This window comes from Amycolatopsis sp. WAC 04182, from assembly GCF_003947465.1.
Classification (GTDB): domain Bacteria; phylum Actinomycetota; class Actinomycetes; order Mycobacteriales; family Pseudonocardiaceae; genus Amycolatopsis.
The window spans coordinates 637123-661795 of sequence record NZ_QHJJ01000002.1 but is presented as its reverse complement, the minus strand read 5'-3'; the positions used below and the strand labels follow the sequence as shown (position 1 = coordinate 661795).

Genomic DNA, 24673 nt, shown 5'->3' with positions numbered 1-24673 from the left:
GAGGGAACGCATATGAGCGAGCACGCCGCGCAGGACGTGATCGCGGGGATCCGGGAGCTGCTGCCGGTCCTGCGGGAGCGGGCGCAGGAGGCGGAGGACGCCAGGCGCGTTCCCGAAGAGTCCGTCAAATCCCTGCAGGAGACCGGGTTCTTCAAACTGCTGCAGCCGAAGACGTTCGGTGGCCTCGAAGCCGACCCGGTGAGCTTCTACACCGCGGTCAAACTCGTCGCGAGCGCGTGCGGGTCCACCGGCTGGGTCGCCTCCATCCTCGGCGTCCACCCGTGGCACCTCGGCCTGTTCGAGGCGCAGGCGCAGCAGGACGTCTGGGGTGACGACAGCGACGTCCGGATCTCGTCGTCGTACGCGCCGATGGGCAAGGCGGACGTCGTCGACGGCGGTTACCGGCTCAGCGGGCGCTGGAGTTTCTCCTCCGGCTGCGACCACGCGACCTGGGTGCTGCTGGGCGGGCCGGTGTTCAAGGACGGCAAGCCGGTCGACTTCTGCACCTATCTGGTGCCGATCTCCGACTACACGATCGAGGACGTCTGGGACACCGTGGGCCTGCGCGGCACCGGCTCCAACGACATCATCGTGAACAACGTCTTCGTGCCGAAGCACCGCGCGCTGAGCTTCATCGCGACGTCGAAGTGCAAGACGCCCGGACAGGAGATCAACCCCGGGCCGCTGTACAAACTTCCCTACGGCTCGGTGCATCCGAGCACGATCACCGCGCCGATCATCGGGATGGCGCAAGGCGCCTACGACGCGCACGTCGAGTATCAGGGCAAGCGCGTCCGCGCCGCGTACGCCGGTGAACAGTCCAAAGAGGACCCGTTCGCCAAGGTGCGGATCGCCGAGGCGGCGAGCGAGATCGACGCGGCCTGGCTCCAGCTGACGCACAACATCGACGAGCTGTACCAGCTGGCGTGCAAGGGGGAGAAGCTGCCGTTCCCCACCCGGCTGCGGGTGCGCCGTGACCAGGTCCGCGGCACCGAACGCGCGATCTTCGCGATCGACCGGCTCTTCGAGAACTCCGGTGGCCGCGCCTTGCAGGCCGGAACCCCGATCCAGCGGTTCTGGCGCGACGCCCACGCCGGCCGGGTGCACGCGGCGAACGACGCCGAGCGCGCCTACGTCATGTTCGGAACCGGCGCCTTCGGGCTGCCCGTCGAGAATGCGATGGTCTGATGACCGAAGGCAAGTACGTCACCGTCCAAGATGGACTCAAGCTGCACTACCACGAGGCGGGCGCGGAACATTCCGAGACGGTGATCCTGCTGCACGGCGGCGGTCCCGGCGCGTCGGCGTGGAGCAACTTCGGGCGCAATCTGCCGGTGTTCGGCAAGAACTACCGGACGCTGGCGATCGACCAGCCCGGCTTCGGCCGGTCGGACAAGCCGACCGAGCATCCGCAGTACTTCCGGCACAGCGCGGACGCCGTGGTCGGGCTCATGGACGAACTCGGCATCGAGCGGGCGCATTTCGTCGGCAACTCGCTCGGCGGCGGGACTTCCGTGCGGCTCGCGCTCAACCATCCGAAACGCGCCGGCCGTCTCGTCCTGATGGGACCGGGCGGCCTGAGCGTGAACCTGTTCGCGCCCGATCCGACCGAGGGCATCAAGAACCTGGGCCGGTTCAGCGCCCCGCCGGGCCCGAGCCGCGAGAAACTCGAAGCCTTCCTGCGCATCATGGTGCACGACCAGTCGCTGATCACCGACGAACTGATCGACGAGCGGTTCGCCGCCGCGAGCGCGCCGGAGTCACTGGCGGCGATGAAGGCGATGGGCAAGTCGTTCGCCCAGCCCGACACCTACGAAGAGGGCATGCTGTGGCGTGAGGCGCATCGCCTGCGCCAACGCGTGCTGCTCATCTGGGGCAGGGAAGACCGGGTCAACCCGCTCGACGGCGCCCTGCTCGCGCTCAAGACGATCCCGCGTGCCCAGCTGCACGTGTTCGGCGGCTGTGGCCACTGGGCGCAGCTGGAGAAGTTCGACGAGTTCAACCGGCTGGCACTCGACTTCCTGGGAGCCTCCTGATGGGTATCCGCTCGCTCGCCTACCTCCGCATCGAAGCCACCGACATGGCCGCGTGGCGCGAATACGGGCTGAAGGTCCTCGGCATGGTCGAGGGCTCCGGCACGAACCCGGAAGCGCTCTACCTGCGCATGGACGATTTCCCGGCGCGGCTCGTGATCTTCCCCGGTGAGCACGACCGGCTCGCCGTGGCGGGCTGGGAGGTCGCCAACGCCGGCGAACTCGACGAGATCCGGGCTTCGCTCGACGCGCACTCGGTGCCGTACGAGGAAGGCACGCCGGATCAGCTGGCCGATCGCCGGGTCGACGGCCTGGTGTCCTTTGAGGACCCGTCCGGCAACACGCTCGAAGTGTTCCACGGTGTCGCGTTGCAGCACCGTCGTGTGGTGAGCCCGTACGGCCACAAGTTCGTCACCGGTGAGCAAGGGCTCGGGCACGTCGTACTGTCCACACACGACGATGACGCTTCTTTGCGGTTCTACCGTGACGTGCTCGGATTCCGGTTGCGGGACTCGATGAAACTGCCGCCGCAGATGGTCGGCAGGCCCGCCGACGGCGCTCCGGCGTGGCTGCGGTTCTTCGGCTGCAACCCGCGGCACCACAGTCTCGCGTTCCTCCCGATGCCGACTCCCAGCGGCATCGTGCACCTCATGGTCGAAGTGGAGAACACCGACGACGTCGGCCTCTGCCTCGACCGGGCCATCCGCCGGAAGGTGCCGATGTCGGCGACCCTCGGGCGGCACGTCAACGATCTGATGCTCTCGTTCTACATGAAGACCCCCGGCGGCTTCGACGTCGAATACGGCTGCGAGGGACGTCAAGTGGACGACGAGAGCTGGATCGCCCGAGAGAGTACGGCGGTTTCCTTGTGGGGACACGACTTTTCAGTCGGCGCCAGGCCGCCGGGGCAGTCGTGACCCCGGTGACGGACCTCGGCGCGGACATCGATCCGGCGCGGTTCCGCACGGTGCTCGGGCACTTCTGCACCGGCGTCGCCGTGGTGACCGGGCACGACGGCACGGCGCCGGTGGGCTTCGCGTGCCAGTCGTTCGCGGCGCTTTCCCTGGATCCGCCGCTGGTGCTCTTCTGTCCTGCCAAGACTTCCCGGACGTGGGCGGTGCTCGCCGAGTCCGGCCGGTTCGCCGTCAACGTGCTCGCCGAGGACCAGCAGGACGTCAGCGCCGTGTTCGGCGCGCGGGGCGCGGACAAGTTCGCGTCGGTCGACTGGACCCCCGCCCCGTCCGGATCCCCTCTGCTGACGGGGGCTCTGACGTGGATCGACTGCACGCTCGAAGCCGTGCACGAGGCGGGTGACCACTACGTCGTCGTCGGCAGGGTCACCGCGCTCGGGGAACCGTCCGACGATCGGCCGCTGCTGTTCCATCGCGGGCGGTACACGGTGACCGAACCGGTGACGGACGCGCTCGCCGCGCTCATGCCCTGGCCGCGTCCCGACGATTGGCTTTAAAGCGTATAACTGGATAAACGAAAAAATGTAAAGCTGTCCTTTCCTTCGGCTTCCGCTTAGCGTTTTACGCGGAAGCTCACCAAGGAATGGGGACAGCAACGTGAATTCTCGCAGACTGACCGGAATCGGGTTGGCCGCCGCCGTCGTCACGGTCTTGGCAGGCGTGACGCCGGCCCAGGCGGCCGAGGGCGCGATCGTCGGCGCCGGCGCGGAGGGAACCATCGCCGACAGCTACATCGTCGTGCTCAAGGACGGCTCCACCGCCGACAAGCCTTCGCTGGCAAGCAAGTTCGGCGGCGCCATCGGACGGCAGTACACGCAGGGCGTCAGCGGTTTCTCGGTGGCGCTGGGGGAGCGGCAGGCCAAGCGTCTCGCGGCCGACCCGGCGGTCGCCTTCGTGGAGCAGAACAAGGTGCTGCGCGCCGAGGCGACGCAGACGAATCCGCCGTCGTGGGGACTCGACCGCATCGATCAGCGCAATCTTCCGCTCGACAACAAGTACACTTACCCGGCCACCGCGTCGAATGTGAACGTTTACGTTCTCGACACCGGAATCCGCGCCACGCACAGCGATTTCGGCGGTCGGGTGAAACAGGGATACGATTTCGTCGACAATGACACGAACGCGGACGACGGCTATGGTCACGGCACGCATGTCGCGGGCACGATCGCCGGTGCGAAATACGGTGTCGCCAAGGGTGCTTCGCTGTATCCGGTGCGCGTTCTCGGCTCCGACGGAAGCGGCACGACCGCGGGCGTGATCTCGGGCGTCGACTGGATCACCAAGAACGCCAAGAAGCCTGCCGTGGCCAACGCCAGCCTCGGCGGTGGCGCGTCGACCGCGCTGGACACCGCGGTGCGGAACTCCATCAAGGCGGGGATCACCTGGACGATCGCAGCGGGTAATTCCAACGTGAACGCCGCCAACACTTCGCCCGCACGGGTCACCGAAGCTTTGACGGTCGCCGCGGCGGACCGCACCGACCGCCGCGCTTCCTTCTCCAACTACGGTTCCGTGGTCGACCTGTTCGCGCCGGGCGTCTCGATCACCTCGGCCTGGAAGGACAACGACACCGCGACCTACACCGGTAACGGCACGTCGTTCGCCGCGCCGCACGTGGCGGGCGCCGCGGCGCTCTACCTTTCGTCGCACACCGGCGCCACCGCGGCGCAGGTCGCTCAGGCACTGATCAGCGCTTCGACGCCGGGGAAGGTCACCAACCCCGGCACTGGCAGCCCGAACCGCACGCTCTACGTCGGGTAGGTTCCCTCGGAAGCGGCTCGGTCCCGGCGCTGTGCCGGGACCGAGCTTTTCCGTCCGCGTGGCCGGGGCGGGCCGAGCAAGGAGCGCAAGGCCAACGGCGGCAACGACAACAGTTGTTCGAGTTCGGCGAGCGCCCGGAGCGATTCCGGGCGTTCCGGTCTCCGTCTGCCGGACTGCCAATGGCTCAGCGTCGGCACACTGATGGAGACGCCGCGGAGTTCGAGACGATGGCGGATCCGGTCGAGCGGGAGCCCGCTGGCCGTGATCGCCGCGCGCAGGGCCCGCGGGAACGGTTCTGGATGCAGGGTGGCGCCGGGGAAGATCTTCGGGGGCGACATGCACTGAAAGTAAGAAGCCGTATCTGGAGTGTCAACGGCGTCCGGCAGGCGTCCCAGCCGGTGAACCCGACGAAAGTCGGATCGGCTCACCCGCTTCGTGCAGGCTCCGCAACGCGAGTGCGTACGACTCGAGGAGACCCGTCTCGTGATACGGGACGCCGATTTCCGCGCAGTATCCTTGGACGATGGGCCGGGCGCGGCGAAGATGCGGCGACGGCATACTCGGGAACAGATGGTGCTCGATCTGGTAGTTGAGCCCGCCGAGCGCGACGTCGACGAACCTGCCGCCGCGGACGTTGCGTGACGTGAGCACCTGCTTGCGCAGGAAGTCGAGTTCGGTGTCGCCGGACAGGATCGGCATCCCCTTGTGGTTGGGCGCGAAGATCGATCCCATGTAGACACCCCACAGTGCTTTGTGGACGATGAAGAAGACGAGCGCCTTGCCGGGGGAGAGGACCACGAGCAGCGCGCTGAAGTAGAGCACGAAATGCGTCAGCAGCAACGCCGCTTCGAGCCAGCGGGCCCGGAGGCCCGGCTTCAAAACCGCGCGGATACCGGAGAAGTGCAGGTTCAGGCCTTCGAGGGTGAGCAGCGGGAAGAACAGGAACGCCTGGTAGCGGCCGATGAACCGGGGGAGACCCTTGCTGGCCCGCGCCTGATCCTTCGACCACACGAGGATGTCCGGATCGACGTCGGGGTCGAGGTCCTCGTGGTTCGGGTTGGCGTGGTGACGGGTGTGCTTGTCCATCCACCAGCCGTAACTCATGCCGACACCGAGATTCCCCGCGATCCGGCCGGCGATCTCGCTCGGACGGCGGGTGCGGAACACCTGCCGGTGCGCGAGATCGTGCGACAGCAACGCGATCTGGCCGAACATCACCGCCTGGAAGACGGCGATCCCCAGCTGCCACCAGGAATCCCCGATCGCGAAGAAGGCGATCCAGCCGGAGACGAAGAGGGTGGCGACCAGGCCGATGCGGAAGACGTAGTAGCCGGGACGGCGGTCGAGGAGGCCCGCGTCGCTGATGCGGCGGGACAGACGGGCGAAATCGCTGCCTGTGCGGAGGTTTGCGGTCACCGTTGTGAGTCTGGTTCGGGGCGGGGGCGGGGTGAATGCGGTGCGCCGGTGGGTTGGTGCGGGGGTTGGCCCTACCTTGGGGTCGTGAGTGGCCCGTTCAGGCTCGGTGGGTAGTGAGCGTCCGGCTCCGGACGGCCTTCGCTCAGCGGCGATAGACAATTCCGGATGTTTCTTGCCCGGTCGCCGCTCCATTCGTGGCGGTCGAACTCCTGTTCGAGTATGATCTTGGTCATGACCACTTCTTTTGCTTTTAACCCGAAAGCTGCTCGTCTTCTGGATGCCGCTTATGGCGAGGAGGTTGTGCTTCGTCGTGCGCAGGGGCGTCAGGTGCGTTCGATAGCGGGGTTCGCTGGGGTGGGTGGTTCGCGAAGATCGGTGACCGAGGAGGTCGCGCTGGCCTTCTCGGTCTCCCGCAATCAGGCGTACCTGCTGGTCGAAACCTCGTGCGCGCTGGTGGCGCGGTTGCCGAACACGCTGGCAGCACTGGAAACCGGTGACATCGACCTGTACAAGGCGTCGAAGGTGTCCCAGCTGACCCGCGAGGTCTCCGACGACGTCGCCGCACAGGTGGACGCGTGGATGGCGAAACGTCTCGCCGGGCGTGATCCGGGGGCGATCCGGAAGTCGGTGGATCACGCGGTACAGAAGTTCGATCCCGACGGCTACCGGGAGCGCGCCGCGGCCAAACGCGCGTTACGGCATGTCTCGCTGGAACACGAGGACGAGACCATGTCGAAGCTGTCCGGTTGGCTGCCCGCCGAAGTCGCGAGTTCGATCTACGCGTCGCTGAGCCACGCGGCCAAGAAACGCCGCAAGGCCGACATGTCCCGGACATTGGATCAGCACCGGGCGGACATTTTCGCCGAACGGCTGCTCGCCGAAGACGGGCACGGGACACCGCGGGCACACGTCCATGTCTATGTCGACTTGCTGACCCTGGCCGGTGTCCGCGAAGACCCCGCCACCCTCGCCGGCTACGGCCCCGTTCCCGGCTGGCTCGCCCGCGAGATCGCCGCCGACCCCGCCTCCACCTGGTCCCGGCTGATCACCGACCCCGCCACCGGGCAGCTCCTGGAAGCCAGCCCCGGCACCTACCGATCCCCCGCCTCACTCGCCCGCCTCATCAAAGCCCGCGACCGCGAATGCACCCACCCCGGCTGCCACCGCCCGGCCGAATTCTCCGAAATCGACCACATCACCACCTGGGCCCGCCACGGCAACACCGACCACCACAACTGCCACGCCGCCTGCACAATCCACAACCTCCTCAAAGAAGAACCCGGCTGGACCACCCAACCCACCGGCAACGGCGGCATGACCATCACCACCCCCACCGGCCACACCTACACCACCACCCCCGAACCACTCCACGACCCCAACCCGAGGACGACACCCCACCCTTCTGAACAGCGCAGACACGCCCGCGACTACCCGGACACGCAACGGGTAGCGCACCAACGCGCCCTGTTCACAGTTGTCCAGGACGAGCGGGGTCTCCTTGTCCCGCAAGGCATCGGCCAGCGACTGTGACAGCGTTCCGGCCGACGGCGACGAGATCCTAGGGCGGGCACGTCGGGCACTCGACCTTGTCCAGGCCCGCCAGCTCGACGAGCCAGGCGCCGTCGCCCATCCGGAGCTTCGACGCGGCCTCGATGGCGAGCCTGGTCTTGCCCACGCCGCCGCGAGCGGCCTTTCCACCAGTGCGGCGACTGGTACGCGCCCCGGAGCGTGCGCGGCCCAGATCCCCACGCCACCGAGCTGACTGCGGCGACGAGGTGTCTCTAAGCCTTCGCGGCAGCCTCCCGCGCCGCATCGAACGGCGCCCGGTCGAACACGATCCGCAGCTCCACGATCTTCCCCTCGCGCACCGTCAGCAGCTCCGCCCCGGGCGCGCTCGCCACCGGCAGGGTCGCCGTGTCGTACATCAGCAACGCGGTCGTCTCGTCCCCGAACGCCGAAAGCAGGTTCGAGCCGGTCAGGATCTCGGTGAACGGGCCCATGAATCCGCGAAACGCCGCCGCGCCGGAAAGCCGCCCGCCGGGTGTGTGGCAGACGATGTCGTCGGCGACGAAGGTCATCGCCTTCTCGAAGTCCTTGCCTGTCCACGCGCGGTGGTAGGAGAGCGCGACATCCAAGGCGGGACTAGTCATGATGGTTCCTTTCGTCGATCTTCACTCCGTCAGACACCAACCCCGCCCCGAACGGAACGGTGCGCCGCGAAAGTGACACGATCGGCTCATGGGCACGGACGAGCAGGTGTTCCGCGAGCTTGCCGACACCTACCGGCATGAGCTCCACCTGCACTGTTACCGGATCCTCGGCTCCCTCACCGACGCCGAGGACGTCGTCCAGGAGACGCTCCTCGCCGCTTGGAAGGGCCTCGACGGCTTCGAGGGCCGCTCGTCGCTTCGCACGTGGCTGTACCGCATCGCCACCAACCGCTGCCTCAACGCCCTGAGGGACGCGGGCCGCCGTCGTCCGCCCGAGCCGGTGCCGCCGTTCGACCCGCCTGAGCCGAGCCGCCGCGGTGAAGTGACCTGGCTACAGCCGTATCCGGACGAACTCGCCGCCGTCGAGCCCGGCCCCGAAGCGCGCTACAGCACCAGGGAGGCGGTCGAACTTGCCTTCATCACCGGACTCCAGCTCCTCCCGCCGAGACAAGCCGCCGCGCTCGTCCTGCGGGACGTCCTGTGCTTCTCCGCCGCTGAGGTCGCGAGCATGCTCGGCACCACCGAGACGGCGGTCAAGGGCATCCTTCAGCGCGCCCGCGCCTCCCTCGACAAGCATCGCGACAGCGCCGGGCACCGGCCGTCACCCGGCGAACGCGAGCTGACCAGGCGATTCGCCGACGCGTTCACCGCGGGCGACCTCGACGGCGTCCTGAGCCTGCTCACCGACGACGCCTGGCTCGCCATGCCGCCGGCACCGCACGAGTACCACGGTCTCGAAGCGATCGCGGGCTTCCTCCGCGTCACCATGGCCGTTCCCGTGGAGGGTTTCACCATGACCCCGATGCGGGCCAACAATCAGCCGGCCTTCGTCTGTCGTCACGGTGAGACACCGGCCGGACTGATGGTCCTCACCCTCGACGGTGACCGCGTCCGCGCCATCACCCGGTTCCTGGATCAGAAGTAGCCCGCCAGGCGGCGGCAGAGCATCGCGATGTCGACGACCGGCGCGCCCGTCCACGAAGAGCCGTCCAGCCACCCGAATTCCTCGGGTGTTTCCTGATGCCGTACGAAAACGTGCTGGTGGAAATGCGCGACACTCCGGCCGGCGATGGCGGAGAACACGTGCTCCGGAGCCAGTTCCGCGCGCAGGCCCCGGGCCACGCACCAGGCCGCCCGCGAAACCGCCGAGACCTCGTCCGAGGTCAGCTCGTCCAGCGCCGCCACATGTCGCCGGGTCTCGACGAACAGATACCCGGGGAAGTCTCCTGGCCGATGCGACACGACGACCGTCTCGTCAGCCCAGACGACCGGCCCCACCAGCGGGCCTTCGCCACGGTGCTTGGCACAGATCGCGCACTCCACCGGTTCACGATAAGGGTGGCCGCACCCGTCCGAGGTGATCGGAGGGCGAGCCGAACAGGTGCGCCGCACCATGTGCCCGCTTGAAATACCGGTGCGCCGGATGCTCCCAGGTGATCGCGATCCCGCCATGCAGCTGGATCATCTCACCCGCCACCGTCGCCAGCGCCTCCGAGCAATGCACCTTGGCCACCGCGGCCAGCCTGCTCGACTCCGGAGCCGCGTAGGCCGCCGAGCGCGCGGTCTCCACCAGGACGTGGAGATCCGCCATCCGGTGCTTCAACGCCTGGAATCCGCCGATCGGCCTGCCGAACTGGTGCCGCTGCTTGCTGTATTCCACCGTCAGTTCCAACGCCCGCGCCGCGGCCCCGGCCTGTTCCGCGGCCAGGACGGCGCAGGCGACGTCGCGCAGCGCGCCGAGGTCGACCGGGCCGATCTGCCGGGCGGGCGCACCCTCGAAGCTCAAGCGAGCGAGCCGACGGGTTTCGTCCATCGCCGGAGTCCGCTCTCGCCGCGCGTCGGTGACTTCGTACAGCGAGCCGTCGGCCACGACCAGCAGGATCTCGGCCTCGTCACCGTGGAGGACGTAGTGCGCCTCGCCCTCCACCGCGGAGTCGACGACGCGGCAGGCAGGCTCGCTCCAGGAACCATCGGCATCGGTCCAGGCCACCGCGCCGACGACACCTTCGGCGAGCCGGGGGAGCAGGCGTTCGCAAGCCTCGTCGTTGCCCGTGGCCAGGACGGCGTGCACGGCGAGCACGGCCGAGCCGAGGAACGGGACGTCGGCGAGGACCCTGCCCAGTTCTTCGGCGACCACCTGCAGTTCCGCCGTCCCGGCGCCGAGCCCGCCGAACCGTTCGGGAACGGCCAACGCCGCCACACCGATCTGCTCGCACAGTTCGGGCCAGGGATCCGCTTCCCGGTCCAACAGTTTCCGCACGCTTTCGCGCAGCGCGTCCTGCTCTGCGGTGAACGTCATGCCAGCACCCGCTCTCGGTGGAACCGCGGCGTCCCCCAGGCGCCGACCAGCGCGCGGACCCGGGTCAGCCGCAGGCCGAGCGCGTGTTCCGCGGTGTAGCCGATCGCGCCGTGCACCTGCAGCCCGGTCCGGGCGGCGAGATGCGCGGCATCGCCGCACGCCACCTTCGCTGCCGAGATGTCGCGCCGGTCCAGGGTGACGGCCGCGCCGAACAACAGCGGTTCGGCCAGCGCGAGCCCGGTCGCGACATCGGCGAGCAGGTGTTTGACCGCTTGGTACCCGCCGATCTCACGGCCGTACTGCTTGCGCTGCGCGGCGTACGCGACCGACGTGTCGAGCAGCCATCGTCCCGCGCCGAGGAGGTGTGCCGCTGTGGCCAGACAACCCAGTTCGAATGCGCGCGCCGCGTCGAGCGCCGTGCCGAGATCGTCCCCGGCCACGGGCGGGAACAACCGGCGTGATCCGTCCACAGAGGACAAAAGCGAGCCGGGGGTGAACGCGCGCAGCCTGCCGTTCTCGACGGCGAGCCGCGCGTCCGCGACGTCGGAATCCAAGGCATACGGCACATGCGGCGCGAAAGTCACCGACGCCAGCGTCTCGCCGGACGCGACCGACGTCAGCAGTTCGTCGTCGAGCAAGGACGGCAGGACGGCCACGGTGTCGGTCCACGGCCCGGGAACGCAGTGATAGCCGAGCCGTTCGAAGCCGACGGCCAGATCCACCGGCGTCGCGCCGAGACCGTCGTACTTCTCGGGGACCGACAGCGCGGTGACGCCGAGCTCCGCCAGCCGCCGCCAGATCTTGAGGCCGGGCCCGGGATCGCCCGACGCCCAGGAGCGGTTGGCCGAGTCGGTGTCCACACCGGACAGAAGATCGTGCAGGCTGCGGGAGAACTGCTCCTGCTCGCCGGAGAGTGCGAACCTCATCGAGCCCCCTTCGGCAGGCCGAGCAGCCGTTCGGCGACGATGGACCGCTGGATCTGGTCGGTCCCTCCGTAGATCGGCCCGGCCAGGGAGAACAGCCAGCCGTCGCTCCAGCCGCCCCGCAGTTCGGCGTCCGGGCCGAGGATGTCGAGCGCGGTTTCGTGCAAGGCGACGTCGAGGTGAGACCAGAACAGCTTGTTGACACTCGATTCCGGGCCGAGCTCGGCGCCGTCCACGAGGCGGGTGACCGTGCCCAAGGTGTACAGCTGATAGGCCCGCGCGCCGATCCACGCGTCGGCGACCCGGTCCGCGGTGTGCGCCGGCCGACCGGCGTCGTGCCAGAGCGAGACCAGCCGATCGGCCGCGGCGAGGAACCGGCCGGGGCTGCGCAAGGACAGGCCGCGTTCGTTGTTCGCCGTTGTCATCGCGACCCGCCAGCCCTCGCCCGGCGCGCCGATCACGTCTTCGTCGGGGACGAAGACGTCGTCGAAGAAGATCTCGGCGAACCCCGGTTCGCCGTCCAGCTGGGGGATCGGCCGGACGGTGACGCCCTCGGCCCGCAGATCCACCATCAGATAGGTGAGTCCCTTGTGCCGCACCGAGTCCGGGTCACTGCGGAACAGGCCGAACGCGCGATCGGCGAACGTCGCCCGCGAGCTCCACGTCTTCTGCCCACTGACCCGCCAGCCGCCGTCACAGCGGGCCGCGGTGCTCCGCAGCGCCGCGATGTCGCTGCCCGCCTCGGGTTCCGACCACGCCTGAGCCCAGACCTCTTCGGAGCGCGCCATCTTCGGCAGGATGCGGCGCTGCTGCTCTTCCGTGCCATGGGAGAACAGTGTCGGCGCGAGCATGAAGATGCCGTTCTGATTGACCCGCAACGGCGCTCCCGCCGCGTAGTACTCCTCCTCGAACAGCACCCACTCCAGGAGGCTCGCGTCCCGCCCGCCGGACTCGCGCGGCCATGAAACGACGGACCATCGGGCGTCGGCCAGCTTCGCTTCCCACTCTCGGTGCTGCGCGAATCCTTCGGCGGTGTCGAACGACTTCAGCGGCTCGGCGGGAACGTTCGCGGCCAGCCAGGCGCGGGCTTCGTCACGGAAGGCGAGTGTCTGCTCGTCCAGGTCCAGGTTCATCGCGAACTCGCGTCCCGCATCGAGCGCGCGTCCTGCCCGCCCAGCGAGTCACCACCGGAAACCTCGGCGTTGTGCGCATGCGCGAAGTGGTGCAGCCCGAACACGGAGTCCATTCCGGACCGGAGACCCATCAGGTCCTCCGCCTGGTTCACGGCCTTCTTGGCGAGCGCGAGCCCCATCCGCGGCATCACCGCGATCTTCTCCGCCAGCGCCATCGTCTCGGTTTCGAGGGCGGCGCGCGGGACGACACGGTTCAGCATGCCCCATTCCTTGGCCTGCTGCGCCGTGAAGCGCTCACCGGTGAACAGCACTTCCTTGGCCGCGCGCGGACCGAGGACCCAGGGGTGCGCGAAGTACTCGACACCGGGAATTCCCATACGCACCACGGGATCGGCGAAGAACGCGTCGTCGGAGGCGACGATCATGTCGCAGACCCACGCCAGCATCAGCGCGCCCGCGATGCACGCGCCCTGCACGCTCGCGATGGTCGGCTTCGGGATCTCGCGCCACCTGCGGCACATACCGAGGTAGACCTCGGATTCACGGGCGAACCGCTGATCGCCGCCCTCGGCGCCGACGTGGTCCCACCACAGGACCGCCTTGCGCTCGAAGGAGACGTCCACATCGCGCTCCGGCGTCCCGATGTCGTGCCCGGCGGAGAAATGCTTCCCGGCGCCTGCCAGCACGATCACTTTGACCTCGGGATCGTCGACGGCGCGGGTGAACGCCGCGTCGAGCGCGTAGGTCATCGCCGAGTTCTGCGCGTTCCGGTACTCCGGCCGGTTCATCGTGACGACGGCCACCGGCCCGCGTCGCTCGTACTCGACGGTCATCCGTTCTCCTCCCGCAACACGCGTTTCAGCACCTTCCCCGACAGATTCCGCGGAAGCTCCGCCACGAAGTCGACAAATCGAGGGATCTTGTAGTTGGCCAGATTGCTCTTGCAGTGCGCCAGGACGTCCTCAGTGGACAGTCTGGCGCCGGGGCGAAGCCGGATGTAGGCCTTGCCCGCCTCGCCGTACACCGCGTCGGGCACACCGATCACCGCGGATTCCGCCACGCCGTCCAGCCAGCCGAGCGCCTGCTCGATCTCGGCCGGGTACACGTTGAATCCCTTGCAGACGTACATGTCCTTGATCCGGTCGACGATCCGCAGGTAGCCGCGCTCGTTGAGCACGCCGACATCGCCGGTGTGCAACCAGCCGTCGGCGTCGATGGCTTCCGCCGTGGCTTCCGGGTCATCGAGATAGCCGAGCATCACGTTCGGCCCGCGCAGCAGGACTTCGTCGTGCTCGCCGAGTTTCACCTCGAAACCCGCCGTCGCACGGCCCGAGAAGTTCGCGACCAGTTCGGCGTCGTCCTCGGGGCGCGACATTGTGGCCACCACGGCTTCCGTCAGGCCGTACGCGGTGAGCACGGTGTCGAAACCCAGCTCTGTCCGCATCCGCTCCACCAAGGCGACCGGCACGGTGGCGGCGCCGGTGACGGCGAGCCGGAGGCTGGAAAGGTCGTGGTTCCCGCGTTCGGGCGCGTCCAGCAGGACCTGATAGATCGTCGGCGCGCCGGGAAGTACCGTGATCCGCTCGGATTCGACGATGCGCAGGGTTTCCCGGACGTCGAAGGTGCGCTGCGGCAGGATCGTCGCACCGCGCAGGATGGCCGCGAGGATCCCCGCCTTGTAACCGAAGCTGTGGAAGAACGGGTTGATGACCAGGTAGCGGTCTTCCTCGGTCAGGCCACCGCACTCGCCCCAGGCGTCGGCGACACTCAGCGCCTGCCGGTGGCTGCTCATCGCGCCCTTGCTGCGGCCGGTGGTCCCGGAGGTGAAGAGGATGTCGCTGACGTCGTCCGGTTTCGCGGGACTGACGAAATCGCTGTCGAGACCGGCGAGGGTCGCCCATTCCGTGACGCCGTCGGCGGGCTCTTCGGCGCCTTCGACAGGGATGCGCAAGACGGTGCCGGGGCGGGAAGAGCCGAGCTCCGCCAGCCGATCCGTGCCGAGGAACGTGCCGGTGATCGCCAGGGCGGACACCTTCGCGCGCTCGAGGACGTCGATGGTCTCGCGGGCGGTGAAGCGGGTGTTGACCGGGATCAGCGTCGCTCCGGCGTACAGCGCGCCGAGCCCGGCGACGACCCAGTGCCAGGTGTTGGGGGAGCAGATCGCGACGCGTGCGTGGCCCTCGAAGAACCGCGCCGCCTGGCGCACCCGTCGGGCGAGTTCGGCGTAGGTGAGCCGGACTTCGCCGTCGACCAGCGCTTCCCGCGCGGCGAAGCGCTCCGCGGCCCTGTCGAGCGCCGCCGGGATGGTCCCTTCGGACATCGAGCCTCCCTAGCAAGTGCTTGGTAGGGTAGCCTACGCAGCAGGCTCTGGTTTGGCTAGAGGAGGCAGGCGTGGCTCAGGACGGTTTCCGTGACCGTGTGCGCACCTGGCTGGCGGACAATCTGCCGCCGGAACTGCGCGGTTTGGGCGGTCCCGGCCGGGAACACGAAGCCTTCGACGAACGCGTGGAGTGGGAACGGCGGCTCGCCGCGGCGGGCTGGACCTGCGTCGGCTGGCCGGTCGAGCACGGCGGCCAGGGCGCGACGCTGGAACAGCAGGTCGTCTTCCACGAGGAGTACGCGCGAGCGGGCGCGCCGGCGAGAGTCAGTCACCTGGCGCAGGAACTCCTCGGCCCGACCCTCATCGCGTTCGGCACGCCGGAGCAACAGAAGCGCTTTCTGCCACCGATCGTGGCCGTCGAGGAACTGTGGTGCCAGGGGTACTCCGAACCCGGCGCCGGATCCGACCTCGCCGCCGTGTCGACCACAGCGACCCTTGAAGGCGACGAGTGGGTGCTGAACGGCCAGAAGGTGTGGACGTCGCTCGCGCATGTGGCCGACTGGTGTTTCGTGCTCGCCCGCACCGAACCCGGTTCGAAACGCCACAAAGGACTGTCCTATTTGCTCGTCCCGATGCGGCAGCCCGGGGTGGAGGTCCGGCCGATCCGGCAACTCACCGGGACTTCCGAGTTCAACGAAGTCTTCTTCGACGGTGCCCGCACGGCGAAGGATCTCGTCGTCGGTGAACCCGGCGACGGCTGGCGGGTGGCCATGGGCACGCTCGCGTTCGAGCGCGGGGTCGCGACGCTCGGGCAGCAGGTCGGCTTCCGCCGGGAACTCGAAGAACTGACCAGGATCGCGCCGGACGATCCGGTGATCGCCGAACGGATCGACCGCGCCTGGGTCGGCTTGGAGGTCATGCGGGCACAGGCGATCCGCACTCTCGGTGACTCTTCGCCGGGTGTGGCCGAAGTGTCCAAACTGGTCTGGGCGAACTGGCACCGCGACCTGGGTGAGCTGGCGATGCTGGTTCGCGGCGCGCGCGGCATGCTCGCGGAAGACGGTCTCGACCCCTGGCAACGGCTCTACCTGTTCACCCGGGCCGACACGATCTACGGCGGCTCCAACGAAATCCAGCGCAACGTCATCGCCGAGCGAGTGCTCGGCCTGCCAAGGGAGGTGCGACCGTGATCCCGGTGCCGAAGTACCCCGAGGGGGCGAACCTCCTGCGGGACAAGGTGGTCGTGGTGACGGCGGCGGCCGGCACCGGGATCGGTTCCGCGGTGGCGAAACGCGCGCTGGAGGAAGGCGCCCGCGTCGTGATCAGCGACTGGCACGAGCGGCGCCTCGGCGAGAAGGCGGCCGAACTCGGCGACGTCCACGCGATCCCCTGTGACGTCACACAAGAGGATCAAGTGCGAGCGCTCATCGACGGAGCCGCCGAGCACTACGGCCGGGTCGACGTGCTCATCAACAATGCCGGGCTCGGCGGCACCAAGTCCCTTGTGGACATGGCCGACGAGGAATGGGCGCGGGTCATCGACGTGACCCTCAACGGCACTTTCCGTGCGACGAGGGCCGCGGTGAACCGGTTCATCGCGCAAGGCGACGGCGGGGTCATCGTCAACAACGCGTCGGTGATCGGGTGGCGCGCGCAGGCCGGGCAGGCCCACTACGCGGCCGCGAAGGCGGGAGTCATGGCGCTCACCCGATGCGCGGCCGTCGACGTCGCCGAACACGGCATCCGGGTCAACGCCGTCGCGCCGAGCCTGGCGATGCATCCGTTCCTGGCCAAGGTGACCAGCGAGGAACTGCTCACCGAGCTCACCGCGCGCGAGGTGTCGGGGAGGGCGGCGGAACCCTGGGAAGTGGCGAATGTGATGGTGTTCCTCGCCAGTGAGTACTCGTCGTACCTCACCGGCGAGGTCGTGTCCGTGAGTTCCCAGCATGCGTGAGGTTCCGATGAAAGCCAGTCCAGGGTCCCGCCGCGCCGAACTGCTCGCCCTGGCGGCGAAGCTGTTCGCCGAGCGCGGTTACGTCTCCACCACCGTGCGGGACATCGCGGACGCGGCGGGCATCCTTTCCGGCAGCCTGTACCACCATTTCGACTCGAAGGAGTCGATGGCCGACGAGATCCTCACCGGATTCCTCGACGAACTCTTCGGTGCGTACGCCGAGATCGTCGCGGAAGGGAAAGGCCCGAGGGAAACACTCGAGGCCGTCGTCGTGGCGTCGTTCGAATCCATTCACCGGCGGCCCGCCGAGGTGGCGATCTACCAGTCCGAGGCGAAGCATCTGATGCAGTTGCCGCGGTTCGACTACCTCAACGATCGCAACACCGAATTCCGCAAGCTGTGGAACGGGATCCTCACCGACGGCATCGCGGCGGGCGTGTTCCGCGAGGACCTCGACGTCGAACTGACCTACCGGTTCATCCGCGACACCGTCTGGGTGGCGGTGCGCTGGTACAACCCCGGCGGCACGCTGAGCGCGGACGACGTCGCGCAGCAATACCTCGGGATCCTGCTGGACGGTATCGCGACCAAGAGGAGGCGGCGTGGCTGAAGCTTATGTCCTGGACGCGGTCCGGACCCCCGTCGGCAAACGCGGGGGAGCGCTCAGTGGTGTCCACTCCGCCGACCTCGGCGCCCATGTGATCCAGGCCGTCGTCGAACGCGCGAGGGTCGATGCCGACCTGGTCGACGACGTCATCCTCGGCTGTTGCGACACGCTCGGGCCGCAGTCCGGGAACATCGCGCGCACCGCGTGGCTCGCGGCGGGCTTCGGGCACCACGTGCCGGGTGTGACGATCGACCGGCAGTGCGGTTCGAGCCAGCAGGCGGTGCACTTCGCCGCGCAGGCGGTGCTGTCCGGCACGATGGACCTCGTCCTCGCCGGCGGCGTGCAGAACATGAGCGCCATCCCGATCAGCGCGGCGATGCTGGCCGGGCGCGAGTACGGCTTCGATGATCCCTTCTCCGGCTCGAAGGGCTGGCAGGAGCGGTACGGCAGTGTCGAGGTCTCGCAGTTCCGCAGTGCCGACATGATCGCCGAACACTGGGACCTGACCCGTGAGGCGATGGAGGAGTACGCCTTCCGCAGTCATCAGCGGGCGATCGCGGCCATCGACGAAGGCCGGTTCGCCGCCGAGACCGCGCCGTTCGCCGGTGCCGCCCTGGACGAGGGGCCCAGGCGCGACACCAGTTTGGAACGGATGGCCGGGCTGAAACCGCTGAGCGAGGGTTCCCGTATCACCGCGGCCGTGGCCAGCCAGATTTCGGACGGCGCCAGCGCGACACTCATCGCGTCGGAGAAGTTCGTCGAGGAACACGGCCTGACCCCGCGCGCCAGGATCCATCACCTTTCCGTGCGGGCGGCCGATCCGGTGTGGATGCTGACCGGGCCCATCCCGGCGACCGCGCACGCGCTGCGCAAGACCGGGCTGAGCATCGACGACATCGACCTGTTCGAGGTCAACGAGGCGTTCGCGAGTGTCGTCCTGGCGTGGATCGAGGAGACGGGCGCCGATCCGGACCGGGTCAACGTCAACGGCGGCGGGATCGCGCTCGGTCATCCGATCGGGGCGACCGGCACGAAGCTGTTCGCGACGCTGCTTCACGAACTCGAGCGGCGGGGCGGGCGCTACGGGTTGCAGACGATGTGCGAGGGCGGCGGGACGGCGAACGTCACGATCATCGAGCGCCTTTGACGCTCCACACGCCGAGTGCCAATGCGCTGAAACCCGCGCCCAGCAGGCAAACGCCGGTCCAGCCCGCGACGGCGTAGACAGCGGTCGAGCCGATGGCGCCCAGGCCGCTGCCGACCGAGTAGAAGATCATGTACCCGCCGATCAGCCTGCTGCCGGCGTCCGGCCGCAACGGGTAGATCAGGGTCTGGCTCGTGACGTGCACGGCCTGGACGGCGAGGTCGAGCAGGATCGCGCCCGCCGCCAGCGCCCACAGTGACGAGCGGGTGAAACCCAGCGGTATCCAGGAAAGGACGAGCAGGCCCAGCGCCAGGCCGGTCGTCCATCGCGCGCGGCCGCGATCGGCGAGCCGTCCGGCGGGTGCCGCCGCCAGCGCGCCCGCGGCCCCGGCCAGCCCGAACGCGCCGATGGCGGTATGCGACAGGCCGTCCTCGCTGAGCGGCAAGGCGACCGAACTCCACAAGGTGCCGAACGCGGCGAAGATCAGCAGCGCGAGCGTGCCGCGCGTCCGGAAGACGGGCTCCTCGACGAAAAGCGACCACGTGGAACGCAGCAGCCGCCCGTAGTTCATGGTCGTTCCCCCAGTTGTGGCGGGAAGAATGCGATACAGCACGATCGCGATCAGCACGGTCACGCCCGCGGACACGACGTACACCGCGCGCCAGCCGGCGAGATCGGCCAGCGTGCCGGACACCGTGCGCGCGAGCAGGATCCCGAGGACGACGCCGGTCGTCACGAGGCCGACCACGCGCCCGCGTTCGGCGGGCTCCGCCAGCGACGCGGCGAACGCGACCAGGAGTTGCGTGACGACCGCGAGCACGCCGATCGCCGCCATCCCGGCGAACAGCACCACACCGTTCGCGGCGGTCGCGGCGACGAGTTCGGCGATCGCCAGCAGGACCAGCTGGCCGGTGACGAGCCGCCGCCGGTCGAGCAGGTCACCGAGCGGGACCAGCAGGAACAGGCCGAGACCGTAGCCGAGCTGGGTGAGCGTGACGATGCCGCCGACGGTCGACGTGGCGATGCCGAGGTCGGCGCCCATCGTGACGAGCAACGGCTGGGCGAAGTAGATCGTGGCGACGGCCGTCCCGGCGGCCACGGCGAACAACAGGACGACACCGCGGTGCACTGACCCTCCAGATGGTTTCAAGTTGCTACCACTGGGACGGTAGAGCACTGCGGTTGTAAGATGCAACCATGGTGAAGCGGACGACGTTCGACGAAGCTTCGTGCCCGGTGGCGCGCTCGGTCGACACGATCGGCGACTGGTGGTCACTCCTGATCGTGCGCGACGCCTTCGACGGCGTCCGCCGCTTCGGGGAGTTCCAGCGCAGCCTCGGCGTCGCGAAGAACATCCTGTCCGCGCGGCTGCGGGCGCTCGTGGGACACGGCGTGCTCGACCTGGTCCCGGCTTCGGACGGGAGCACGTACAGCGAGTACGTCCTGACGCCGAAGGGGCGTGACCTGTTCCCGGTGATCGTCGCACTGCGGCAATGGGGGGAGGCGCACTTCTTCGCCGAGGGGGAGCCGCGGTCGGAACTGGTGGACCGCGACGGCGGGCTTCCGTTGCGGGAGCTGGAGATCCGGGCTTCGGACGGGCGCGTCGTCGGGCCGGAGGACACCGAGGTGGTGAAGGCGCCTTCCTCGTAAGTAGCCGGATCTCGCGTGCTTGAAGACGCAACTCGCGTGATCAGACACGCAACTCGCGTGATGAGAGACCGCCTGCGCGAGTTGCGCCTCCAAGCACGCGAGTTGCGCTTCCGGACACGCGAGTTGCGCTTCTGATCACGCGGGAAAGCGGTGTTGCGAAAGCCACTTTCGCAACCTTCAACGTTGCGAAAGCCACTTTCGCAACGCGTTCCGCCGTGGGTGGCTCGACGCGAGGGGTCTTCCCGTAGGCGATGCGGGAGGGAGCCCGTGTCCACCGCATGGATCGGGGCCCTCCCAGGTGAGTCAGGCCTGGAAGGGCCCCGACCGGAAGCGGGGAGCCCGGAGGGCGGTACCCGGCGGAGCCCGAATCACCGTCGGTCCCGGTACCTCCCGGCGTCCCCAGGGGGTGGCGGTGGGTGCGGAGGCCCGGCAACCCACCGCCACCTGAGGGGACCGCGGCCGCCGCGCGCGGCCCCGGTCCGTTCGCGATCCCGGGTCACCCGGCGGGAACGCGAGCCCAGGGCATCCTTTCCGGCGCGGGAACGGCCTCGGTCGGGGTTTCGGACAGGAAGTCTCGCTCGAACGGGGCCAGGATGTCCTCCCCGATCGGCGTCGTCAGCGAAGGAGCCGCGGGAGCGGGGAACACCGGCTCGGGCACCGGCAGCCGCCGGTCGAGTTCGGCCGTCCAGTGGATCATCGCCTTCGGCCGGTCCCAGCCCGCCGCGCCGATCAGCCTGCCGTCGCGGACGAAACCGGTGACCCCGTCGGAGAGTTCGATCGTGTCCTTGCCCAGCGAAGGCATTCCGACGGTCTGCAACCGCGCGTCGTACAGGGACGACCAGGCGCGGGGGAGCGGCGTGTACGGCCGTGCGTTGTCCCGGCCCAGCATCAGGCTTTCCGCCGCCGCGCGCCCGGATTCGACGCCGTTCATCCAGTGCTCGACCCGTCGCGGGGTCTCGTCGATCCGCAGGTTCGGCCATTTCGCGACGTCGCCGGCGACCACGACGTCTTCCGCCCCGGCGGCGAAGAGGGTCGATTCGCACAGCACGCCGTCGTCGATGGTCAGTTCCGAGCCGCGCAGCCAGTCCACGGCCGGCACGCTGCCGATCGAGAGCACCACGCAACTGGCCACCAGGAACTGGTTGTTGGTCAGGTGCAGCCCGACCGTCTCCTTGGTGCTGATCCAGTTCCGCACCTCGGTGTTCATCGCGAGCTTGGCGCGATGGTGCTGATGTTCCTTGGTGAGCGCCGACGCGATCCGCTCCCCGAAGCGGTGCAAAGGCGCCTTCGCGTGGCCGATGAGCGTGACGTCCCGGCCCATGTACCGCATCGAAGCGGCGAACTCGTTCCCGATCAGGCCGCTGCCGATCACCACGACGGATTTGTTGCTGTTCCCCAAAGCCCGCCGGACGGCCAGTGAATCCTCCACCGTGCGCAGCACGCGGACCCGCGGGTCGTGGCGCGGCGATCCGGGAAGATGGCGGGGGTAGACGCCGGTCGCGATGATCAACCCGTCGTACCACAGGGATTCGCCACCCGGCAGGTGGACGGTGCGCTCCTTGCTGTCGAGCCAGGTCGCACGGGTGCCGAGGCGCCAGTGGACGTCCAGATCGACGTAGGGCTCCAGGCTCGCGGCCACCGGTTTCACCCCGCCGGTGATGAGTTCCTTCGACACCATCGGCCGGTGGTACGGCTTCCGCGGCTCGTCGCCGACCAGCACGATCTCGCCGTCGAACCCGAGTTCCCGCAACCGTTCCGCCGAGCGGAGGCCGGCGACGCCCGCGCCGACGATGACGATCCGATCTCCGTCACTCATCGTCGTACGCTCCTTCTCCCTTGACTCTGATGGCTTGTTTCGGGCAGAGCCGGGCGGCGGAAATGGCCTGGTCCAGCCCGTCCCGGTCGACCATCCGGCGGATGCGGAGCTTGCCGTCCGGCCCGATCTTGAACGTGGACGGCGCCTCCATCTCGCAGAAGCCGAAGATCTCGCACCGCTCGTTGTCGACGCTGACGCGGGTGCCGCGCCGGATGCTTCCGAAGATCATTGTTCGTTCTCCAAGTCGTCAGACCAGTTCTTCGACCAGGCCCAGCCGTTCCAGGTACCGGGTCGGCGTGAACCGCAGCGCGGTCAGCAGCACCGCGGGGACCAGCAGCGTGATCCCGCCGAACCACAGCAGGCCCAGATGCCCGTTGGCCATGGCGCCGAAGAACGCGTGCAACGCGGTGATCGCGACCGCCGGATAGGCGAGCCGGTGGATCCACAGAAAGCGCCGGTAGGAGCTGAACCGGCTGATCCCGCCGGTCAGCGCGACCGCGATCATCACTTCGAGCCCGATGACGCCGAGTTCGTGCCGCGCCAGGGTGCCCGGCAGGAGCGGGATCGTGACCTGCGCCAGGGTGAAACCGTCGGGCAGGAACAGGAACGACATCGCGTGCACGACGCCGAACGACAGCGTCAGGATGCCGAGCACCATATGCGAGTTGCGCAAGGCCTTCCGCCCGGTCAGCGACTTGATCCAGCCGGTCGCGGTGAACACGCCCCAGCACAGGGTGAGGCACATGAAGCCGTACGAGATCCGGGCTGAGGTCTGCGCCATGCCCTTGATACCGGGGTCGGTGTCCGATTTCTGGGTCAGCACGATCACCACCTCGGACCACTGGTCATACATTGATCTCTCCTGGGGCACTGGGAACCGGATCCGGTTCGGCGGCGGCCGCGCGGTTGCGGGCCCGCGTGTTCTTGCTGCGCAGGGCCCGGACGGCCACGAACAGCCCCCCGCCGAGCACCACCGCGAGCAGCAGGCCGAGCGCGAGGTCGCCGAAGCCGACGTCCATCGCGGCGTTGGCCGAATTCGACTGCGGCACCGGGGCTTCCGGCATCAGCGACTGGTCGACGACGCCGGTGCTCTCCAGCAGGGTCATATGCCGCAGCACCGCCTGGTTGGCCGTGGTGGCGTAGTCGCGGACGACGTCGTTGCGGGTAGCGGCCCTGACCTGGGCGATGACGGGGAACAGGATCCCGTGCGCGTACCGGAGCCGGTTGGCGAAGATCCGGTCGAACTCGCTGTCGTCCCGGGCGGCCTTCATCTCGCCGAGCCACGCGGACTGCTGATCCGAGGGCTCGGACGGCAGGGCGATGCCGAACCGGTCGGCGATGGCGTGCGTCGCGGTGTCGAGCCTGCCGTGGTCGATCATCAGCGTCCGGCCGACTTCGCGGGTCCGCCGGCTCTTCCCGCGTTCCTGCGCCCACATCCCGGCGGGCATTTCCCACAGTCCGGCCAGTTTGACGTTGACGATCAGGTTCTTGTCCGCCGCGGAGAGTTCTTGGGCGTGCGCGTCGCCCGCCGGGCCGAACAGGCTCACCACGGCCGCGATCAGCAGGACGAGCAGCGGGCGGACGGGTCTGGGGAGGTCAGATGCCGAGGTCATCGGCCTGCCAGGTGTCCGCGGTGAGCAGCACTTTCGTGCCGTCCGGTTTGGCGGGGAACCACGCGTCGTCAACGCCTTGCCCGCCGGTGTTGCCGGGCATCGCGTCGTCGGCGTTGCGGTAGAGCGGCCAGCCCGCGAGCGTGACCTGCTCGGTGCCGTCTTCCCTGGTCACGCTGCCGACCAGGGCACGATCGATCCCGGTGACCACGAGATCGCCGCCGGCCTTGGCGGGAATCCAGGTCCGCGCACAGGTTTCGGCGCAATTCGATTTGGGCGGGCTGACCGAGTCCTTGTCGTAGCGGTAAAGCGTGAAGCCATTGGTGTCGGTGACGATCGGCCCGAGGTCGAACAGGATCGCCGCCGTGACACCGGGAGCCGGTTCGGCCCCGGGGTCGGGCATTCCCGGGATCTGCCCGGTACCGGCGGTGGAGGCCGCGCCGGGAGCGCCGTTCGGTCCCGCGGTACCGGTGGTGCAGGCCGAGGTCAGCGCGACCGCGGCCAAGGTGAGCGTCAGAGGTATGACCGAGCGTGACACGGGGTTCACGGAAATCCTCCTGTCGGGGCAGAGGAGAACGCCATCGCCGCGGGGAGATGGTGTGCAGGCAGGTTCAGGTCCACTATGGACAGTCATGATCCACAGTGGATTCGGCGATGCGGGGGACAGCGCCGGGTCGGGGTCTTCGGTAGTGGATACGGTCACGAGCGGGAAACGGTTCAAAAAACTTTCCCGTGCTCGGCGAACCGGGCCCGGCCGGTTTTGGTACTGGACTTATCGCCCCCGGGCCCACAAAGATGTGCCGCGTGGGACGCCACTCTCGGATAC

Annotated in this window: 27 protein-coding genes; 12 read left to right on the top strand and 15 right to left on the bottom strand. The window is 68.5% G+C overall.

The window, feature by feature from the left end; all coding sequences use genetic code 11:
- The first annotated feature begins 12 nt into the window (after window positions 1-12).
- From hsaA to DMH01_RS10285, 5 genes are all read left to right on the top strand, one after another.
- Window positions 13-1188: a 3-hydroxy-9,10-secoandrosta-1,3,5(10)-triene-9,17-dione monooxygenase oxygenase subunit gene (gene hsaA / locus DMH01_RS10305; protein WP_125675436.1), complete on the top strand. Its 1176-nt coding sequence runs from the start codon at window positions 13-15 to the stop codon at window positions 1186-1188.
- Window positions 1188-2036 (top strand): 4,5:9,10-diseco-3-hydroxy-5,9,17-trioxoandrosta-1(10),2-diene-4-oate hydrolase, encoded by an 849-nt coding sequence (gene hsaD, locus DMH01_RS10300; protein ID WP_125675434.1) that lies wholly within the window; start codon window positions 1188-1190, stop codon window positions 2034-2036. The genes hsaA and hsaD overlap by 1 nt, the downstream gene beginning before the upstream one ends.
- On the top strand, window positions 2036-2950 hold the full coding sequence (hsaC, locus tag DMH01_RS10295; protein WP_125675432.1) for an iron-dependent extradiol dioxygenase HsaC: 915 nt from the start codon (window positions 2036-2038) through the stop codon (window positions 2948-2950). The genes hsaD and hsaC overlap by 1 nt, the downstream gene beginning before the upstream one ends.
- The gene (gene hsaB, locus DMH01_RS10290; protein WP_125675430.1) at window positions 2947-3501 is read left to right on the top strand and encodes a 3-hydroxy-9,10-secoandrosta-1,3,5(10)-triene-9,17-dione monooxygenase reductase subunit; all 555 of its coding nucleotides are present in this window, start codon (window positions 2947-2949) and stop codon (window positions 3499-3501) included. Before hsaC ends, hsaB begins: the two co-directional genes overlap by 4 nt.
- A gap of 100 nt (window positions 3502-3601) precedes the next feature.
- Window positions 3602-4765, top strand: coding sequence for a S8 family peptidase (locus DMH01_RS10285; RefSeq protein WP_370323362.1), 1164 nt, complete (start codon window positions 3602-3604; stop codon window positions 4763-4765).
- Here DMH01_RS10285 and DMH01_RS10280 read toward each other — a convergent pair.
- A complete protein-coding gene (locus DMH01_RS10280; RefSeq protein WP_125675429.1) occupies window positions 4753-5103 on the bottom strand; it encodes a transcriptional regulator in 351 nt (116 codons plus the stop codon). The genes DMH01_RS10285 and DMH01_RS10280 overlap by 13 nt on opposite strands.
- 31 nt (window positions 5104-5134) lie before the next feature.
- Complete coding sequence (locus DMH01_RS10275; RefSeq protein ID WP_125675427.1) at window positions 5135-6181, bottom strand: acyl-CoA desaturase; 1047 nt, start codon at window positions 6179-6181, stop codon at window positions 5135-5137.
- 375 nt (window positions 6182-6556) lie between these two features.
- On the opposite strand from DMH01_RS10275, the gene DMH01_RS10270 reads away from it, so the two are divergent.
- A complete protein-coding gene (locus DMH01_RS10270) occupies window positions 6557-7711 on the top strand; it encodes a DUF222 domain-containing protein (protein ID WP_370323361.1) in 1155 nt (384 codons plus the stop codon).
- Between the two features lie 251 nt (window positions 7712-7962).
- On the opposite strand, the gene DMH01_RS10265 is transcribed toward DMH01_RS10270, so the two are convergent.
- On the bottom strand, window positions 7963-8331 hold the full coding sequence (locus tag DMH01_RS10265; RefSeq protein ID WP_125675423.1) for a nuclear transport factor 2 family protein: 369 nt from the start codon (window positions 8329-8331) through the stop codon (window positions 7963-7965).
- A gap of 88 nt (window positions 8332-8419) precedes the next feature.
- On the opposite strand from DMH01_RS10265, the gene DMH01_RS10260 reads away from it, so the two are divergent.
- Window positions 8420-9316, top strand: coding sequence for an RNA polymerase subunit sigma-70 (locus DMH01_RS10260; RefSeq protein WP_125675421.1), 897 nt, complete (start codon window positions 8420-8422; stop codon window positions 9314-9316).
- Here the strand turns inward: DMH01_RS10260 and DMH01_RS10255 are convergent.
- The 6 genes from DMH01_RS10255 to DMH01_RS10230 are packed head-to-tail and all read right to left on the bottom strand — an operon-like array spanning window position 9307 to window position 15066.
- Entirely contained in the window at window positions 9307-9714 is a 408-nt protein-coding gene (locus DMH01_RS10255; RefSeq protein WP_125675419.1) for an HIT family protein, read from the bottom strand. The two genes, DMH01_RS10260 and DMH01_RS10255, sit on opposite strands and share 10 nt — an antisense overlap.
- Window positions 9715-9718: 4 nt before the next feature.
- Complete coding sequence (locus DMH01_RS10250; RefSeq protein WP_125675417.1) at window positions 9719-10690, bottom strand: acyl-CoA dehydrogenase family protein; 972 nt, start codon at window positions 10688-10690, stop codon at window positions 9719-9721.
- The gene (locus DMH01_RS10245; protein ID WP_125675415.1) at window positions 10687-11616 is read right to left on the bottom strand and encodes an acyl-CoA dehydrogenase family protein; all 930 of its coding nucleotides are present in this window, start codon (window positions 11614-11616) and stop codon (window positions 10687-10689) included. The genes DMH01_RS10250 and DMH01_RS10245 overlap by 4 nt, the downstream gene beginning before the upstream one ends.
- On the bottom strand, window positions 11613-12746 hold the full coding sequence (locus DMH01_RS10240) for an acyl-CoA dehydrogenase family protein (RefSeq protein WP_125675414.1): 1134 nt from the start codon (window positions 12744-12746) through the stop codon (window positions 11613-11615). Before DMH01_RS10240 ends, DMH01_RS10245 begins: the two co-directional genes overlap by 4 nt.
- Window positions 12743-13579 carry an enoyl-CoA hydratase gene (locus DMH01_RS10235; protein ID WP_125675412.1) on the bottom strand — a complete coding sequence of 279 codons (837 nt, stop codon included), beginning with the start codon at window positions 13577-13579 and terminating at the stop codon, window positions 12743-12745. Before DMH01_RS10235 ends, DMH01_RS10240 begins: the two co-directional genes overlap by 4 nt.
- Window positions 13576-15066, bottom strand: a complete 1491-nt coding sequence (locus DMH01_RS10230) for a FadD3 family acyl-CoA ligase (protein WP_125675410.1) — start codon at window positions 15064-15066, stop codon at window positions 13576-13578. The genes DMH01_RS10235 and DMH01_RS10230 overlap by 4 nt, the downstream gene beginning before the upstream one ends.
- Before the next feature lie 71 nt (window positions 15067-15137).
- Between DMH01_RS10230 and DMH01_RS10225 the strand changes: the two genes are divergently transcribed.
- The 4 genes from DMH01_RS10225 to DMH01_RS10210 are packed head-to-tail and all read left to right on the top strand — an operon-like array spanning window position 15138 to window position 18774.
- Entirely contained in the window at window positions 15138-16256 is a 1119-nt protein-coding gene (locus tag DMH01_RS10225; protein ID WP_125675408.1) for an acyl-CoA dehydrogenase family protein, read from the top strand.
- Entirely contained in the window at window positions 16253-17020 is a 768-nt protein-coding gene (locus tag DMH01_RS10220) for an SDR family oxidoreductase (RefSeq protein ID WP_125675406.1), read from the top strand. Before DMH01_RS10225 ends, DMH01_RS10220 begins: the two co-directional genes overlap by 4 nt.
- Before the next feature lie 7 nt (window positions 17021-17027).
- Entirely contained in the window at window positions 17028-17630 is a 603-nt protein-coding gene (locus DMH01_RS10215; protein WP_034317213.1) for a TetR/AcrR family transcriptional regulator, read from the top strand.
- Complete coding sequence (locus DMH01_RS10210) at window positions 17623-18774, top strand: acetyl-CoA C-acetyltransferase (RefSeq protein WP_125675404.1); 1152 nt, start codon at window positions 17623-17625, stop codon at window positions 18772-18774. Before DMH01_RS10215 ends, DMH01_RS10210 begins: the two co-directional genes overlap by 8 nt.
- Here the strand turns inward: DMH01_RS10210 and DMH01_RS10205 are convergent.
- Window positions 18758-19900 carry an MFS transporter gene (locus tag DMH01_RS10205; protein WP_125675402.1) on the bottom strand — a complete coding sequence of 381 codons (1143 nt, stop codon included), beginning with the start codon at window positions 19898-19900 and terminating at the stop codon, window positions 18758-18760. The two genes, DMH01_RS10210 and DMH01_RS10205, sit on opposite strands and share 17 nt — an antisense overlap.
- 68 nt (window positions 19901-19968) lie before the next feature.
- Between DMH01_RS10205 and DMH01_RS10200 the strand changes: the two genes are divergently transcribed.
- Window positions 19969-20421, top strand: a complete 453-nt coding sequence (locus DMH01_RS10200) for a helix-turn-helix domain-containing protein (RefSeq protein ID WP_125675400.1) — start codon at window positions 19969-19971, stop codon at window positions 20419-20421.
- Window positions 20422-20917: 496 nt separating this feature from the next.
- Here the strand turns inward: DMH01_RS10200 and DMH01_RS10195 are convergent, their stop codons facing one another.
- The 5 genes from DMH01_RS10195 to DMH01_RS10175 are packed head-to-tail and all read right to left on the bottom strand — an operon-like array spanning window position 20918 to window position 24394.
- On the bottom strand, window positions 20918-22237 hold the full coding sequence (locus tag DMH01_RS10195; protein ID WP_125675398.1) for an NAD(P)/FAD-dependent oxidoreductase: 1320 nt from the start codon (window positions 22235-22237) through the stop codon (window positions 20918-20920).
- The gene (locus tag DMH01_RS10190; RefSeq protein WP_007033644.1) at window positions 22230-22466 is read right to left on the bottom strand and encodes a ferredoxin; all 237 of its coding nucleotides are present in this window, start codon (window positions 22464-22466) and stop codon (window positions 22230-22232) included. Before DMH01_RS10190 ends, DMH01_RS10195 begins: the two co-directional genes overlap by 8 nt.
- Before the next feature lie 18 nt (window positions 22467-22484).
- Window positions 22485-23090 carry a ferric reductase-like transmembrane domain-containing protein gene (locus DMH01_RS10185; RefSeq protein WP_125675396.1) on the bottom strand — a complete coding sequence of 202 codons (606 nt, stop codon included), beginning with the start codon at window positions 23088-23090 and terminating at the stop codon, window positions 22485-22487.
- Entirely contained in the window at window positions 23083-23850 is a 768-nt protein-coding gene (locus DMH01_RS10180; protein WP_125675394.1) for a DUF4142 domain-containing protein, read from the bottom strand. The genes DMH01_RS10185 and DMH01_RS10180 overlap by 8 nt, the downstream gene beginning before the upstream one ends.
- Complete coding sequence (locus DMH01_RS10175) at window positions 23834-24394, bottom strand: hypothetical protein (RefSeq protein WP_125675392.1); 561 nt, start codon at window positions 24392-24394, stop codon at window positions 23834-23836. Before DMH01_RS10175 ends, DMH01_RS10180 begins: the two co-directional genes overlap by 17 nt.
- Window positions 24395-24673 lie beyond the last annotated feature (279 nt).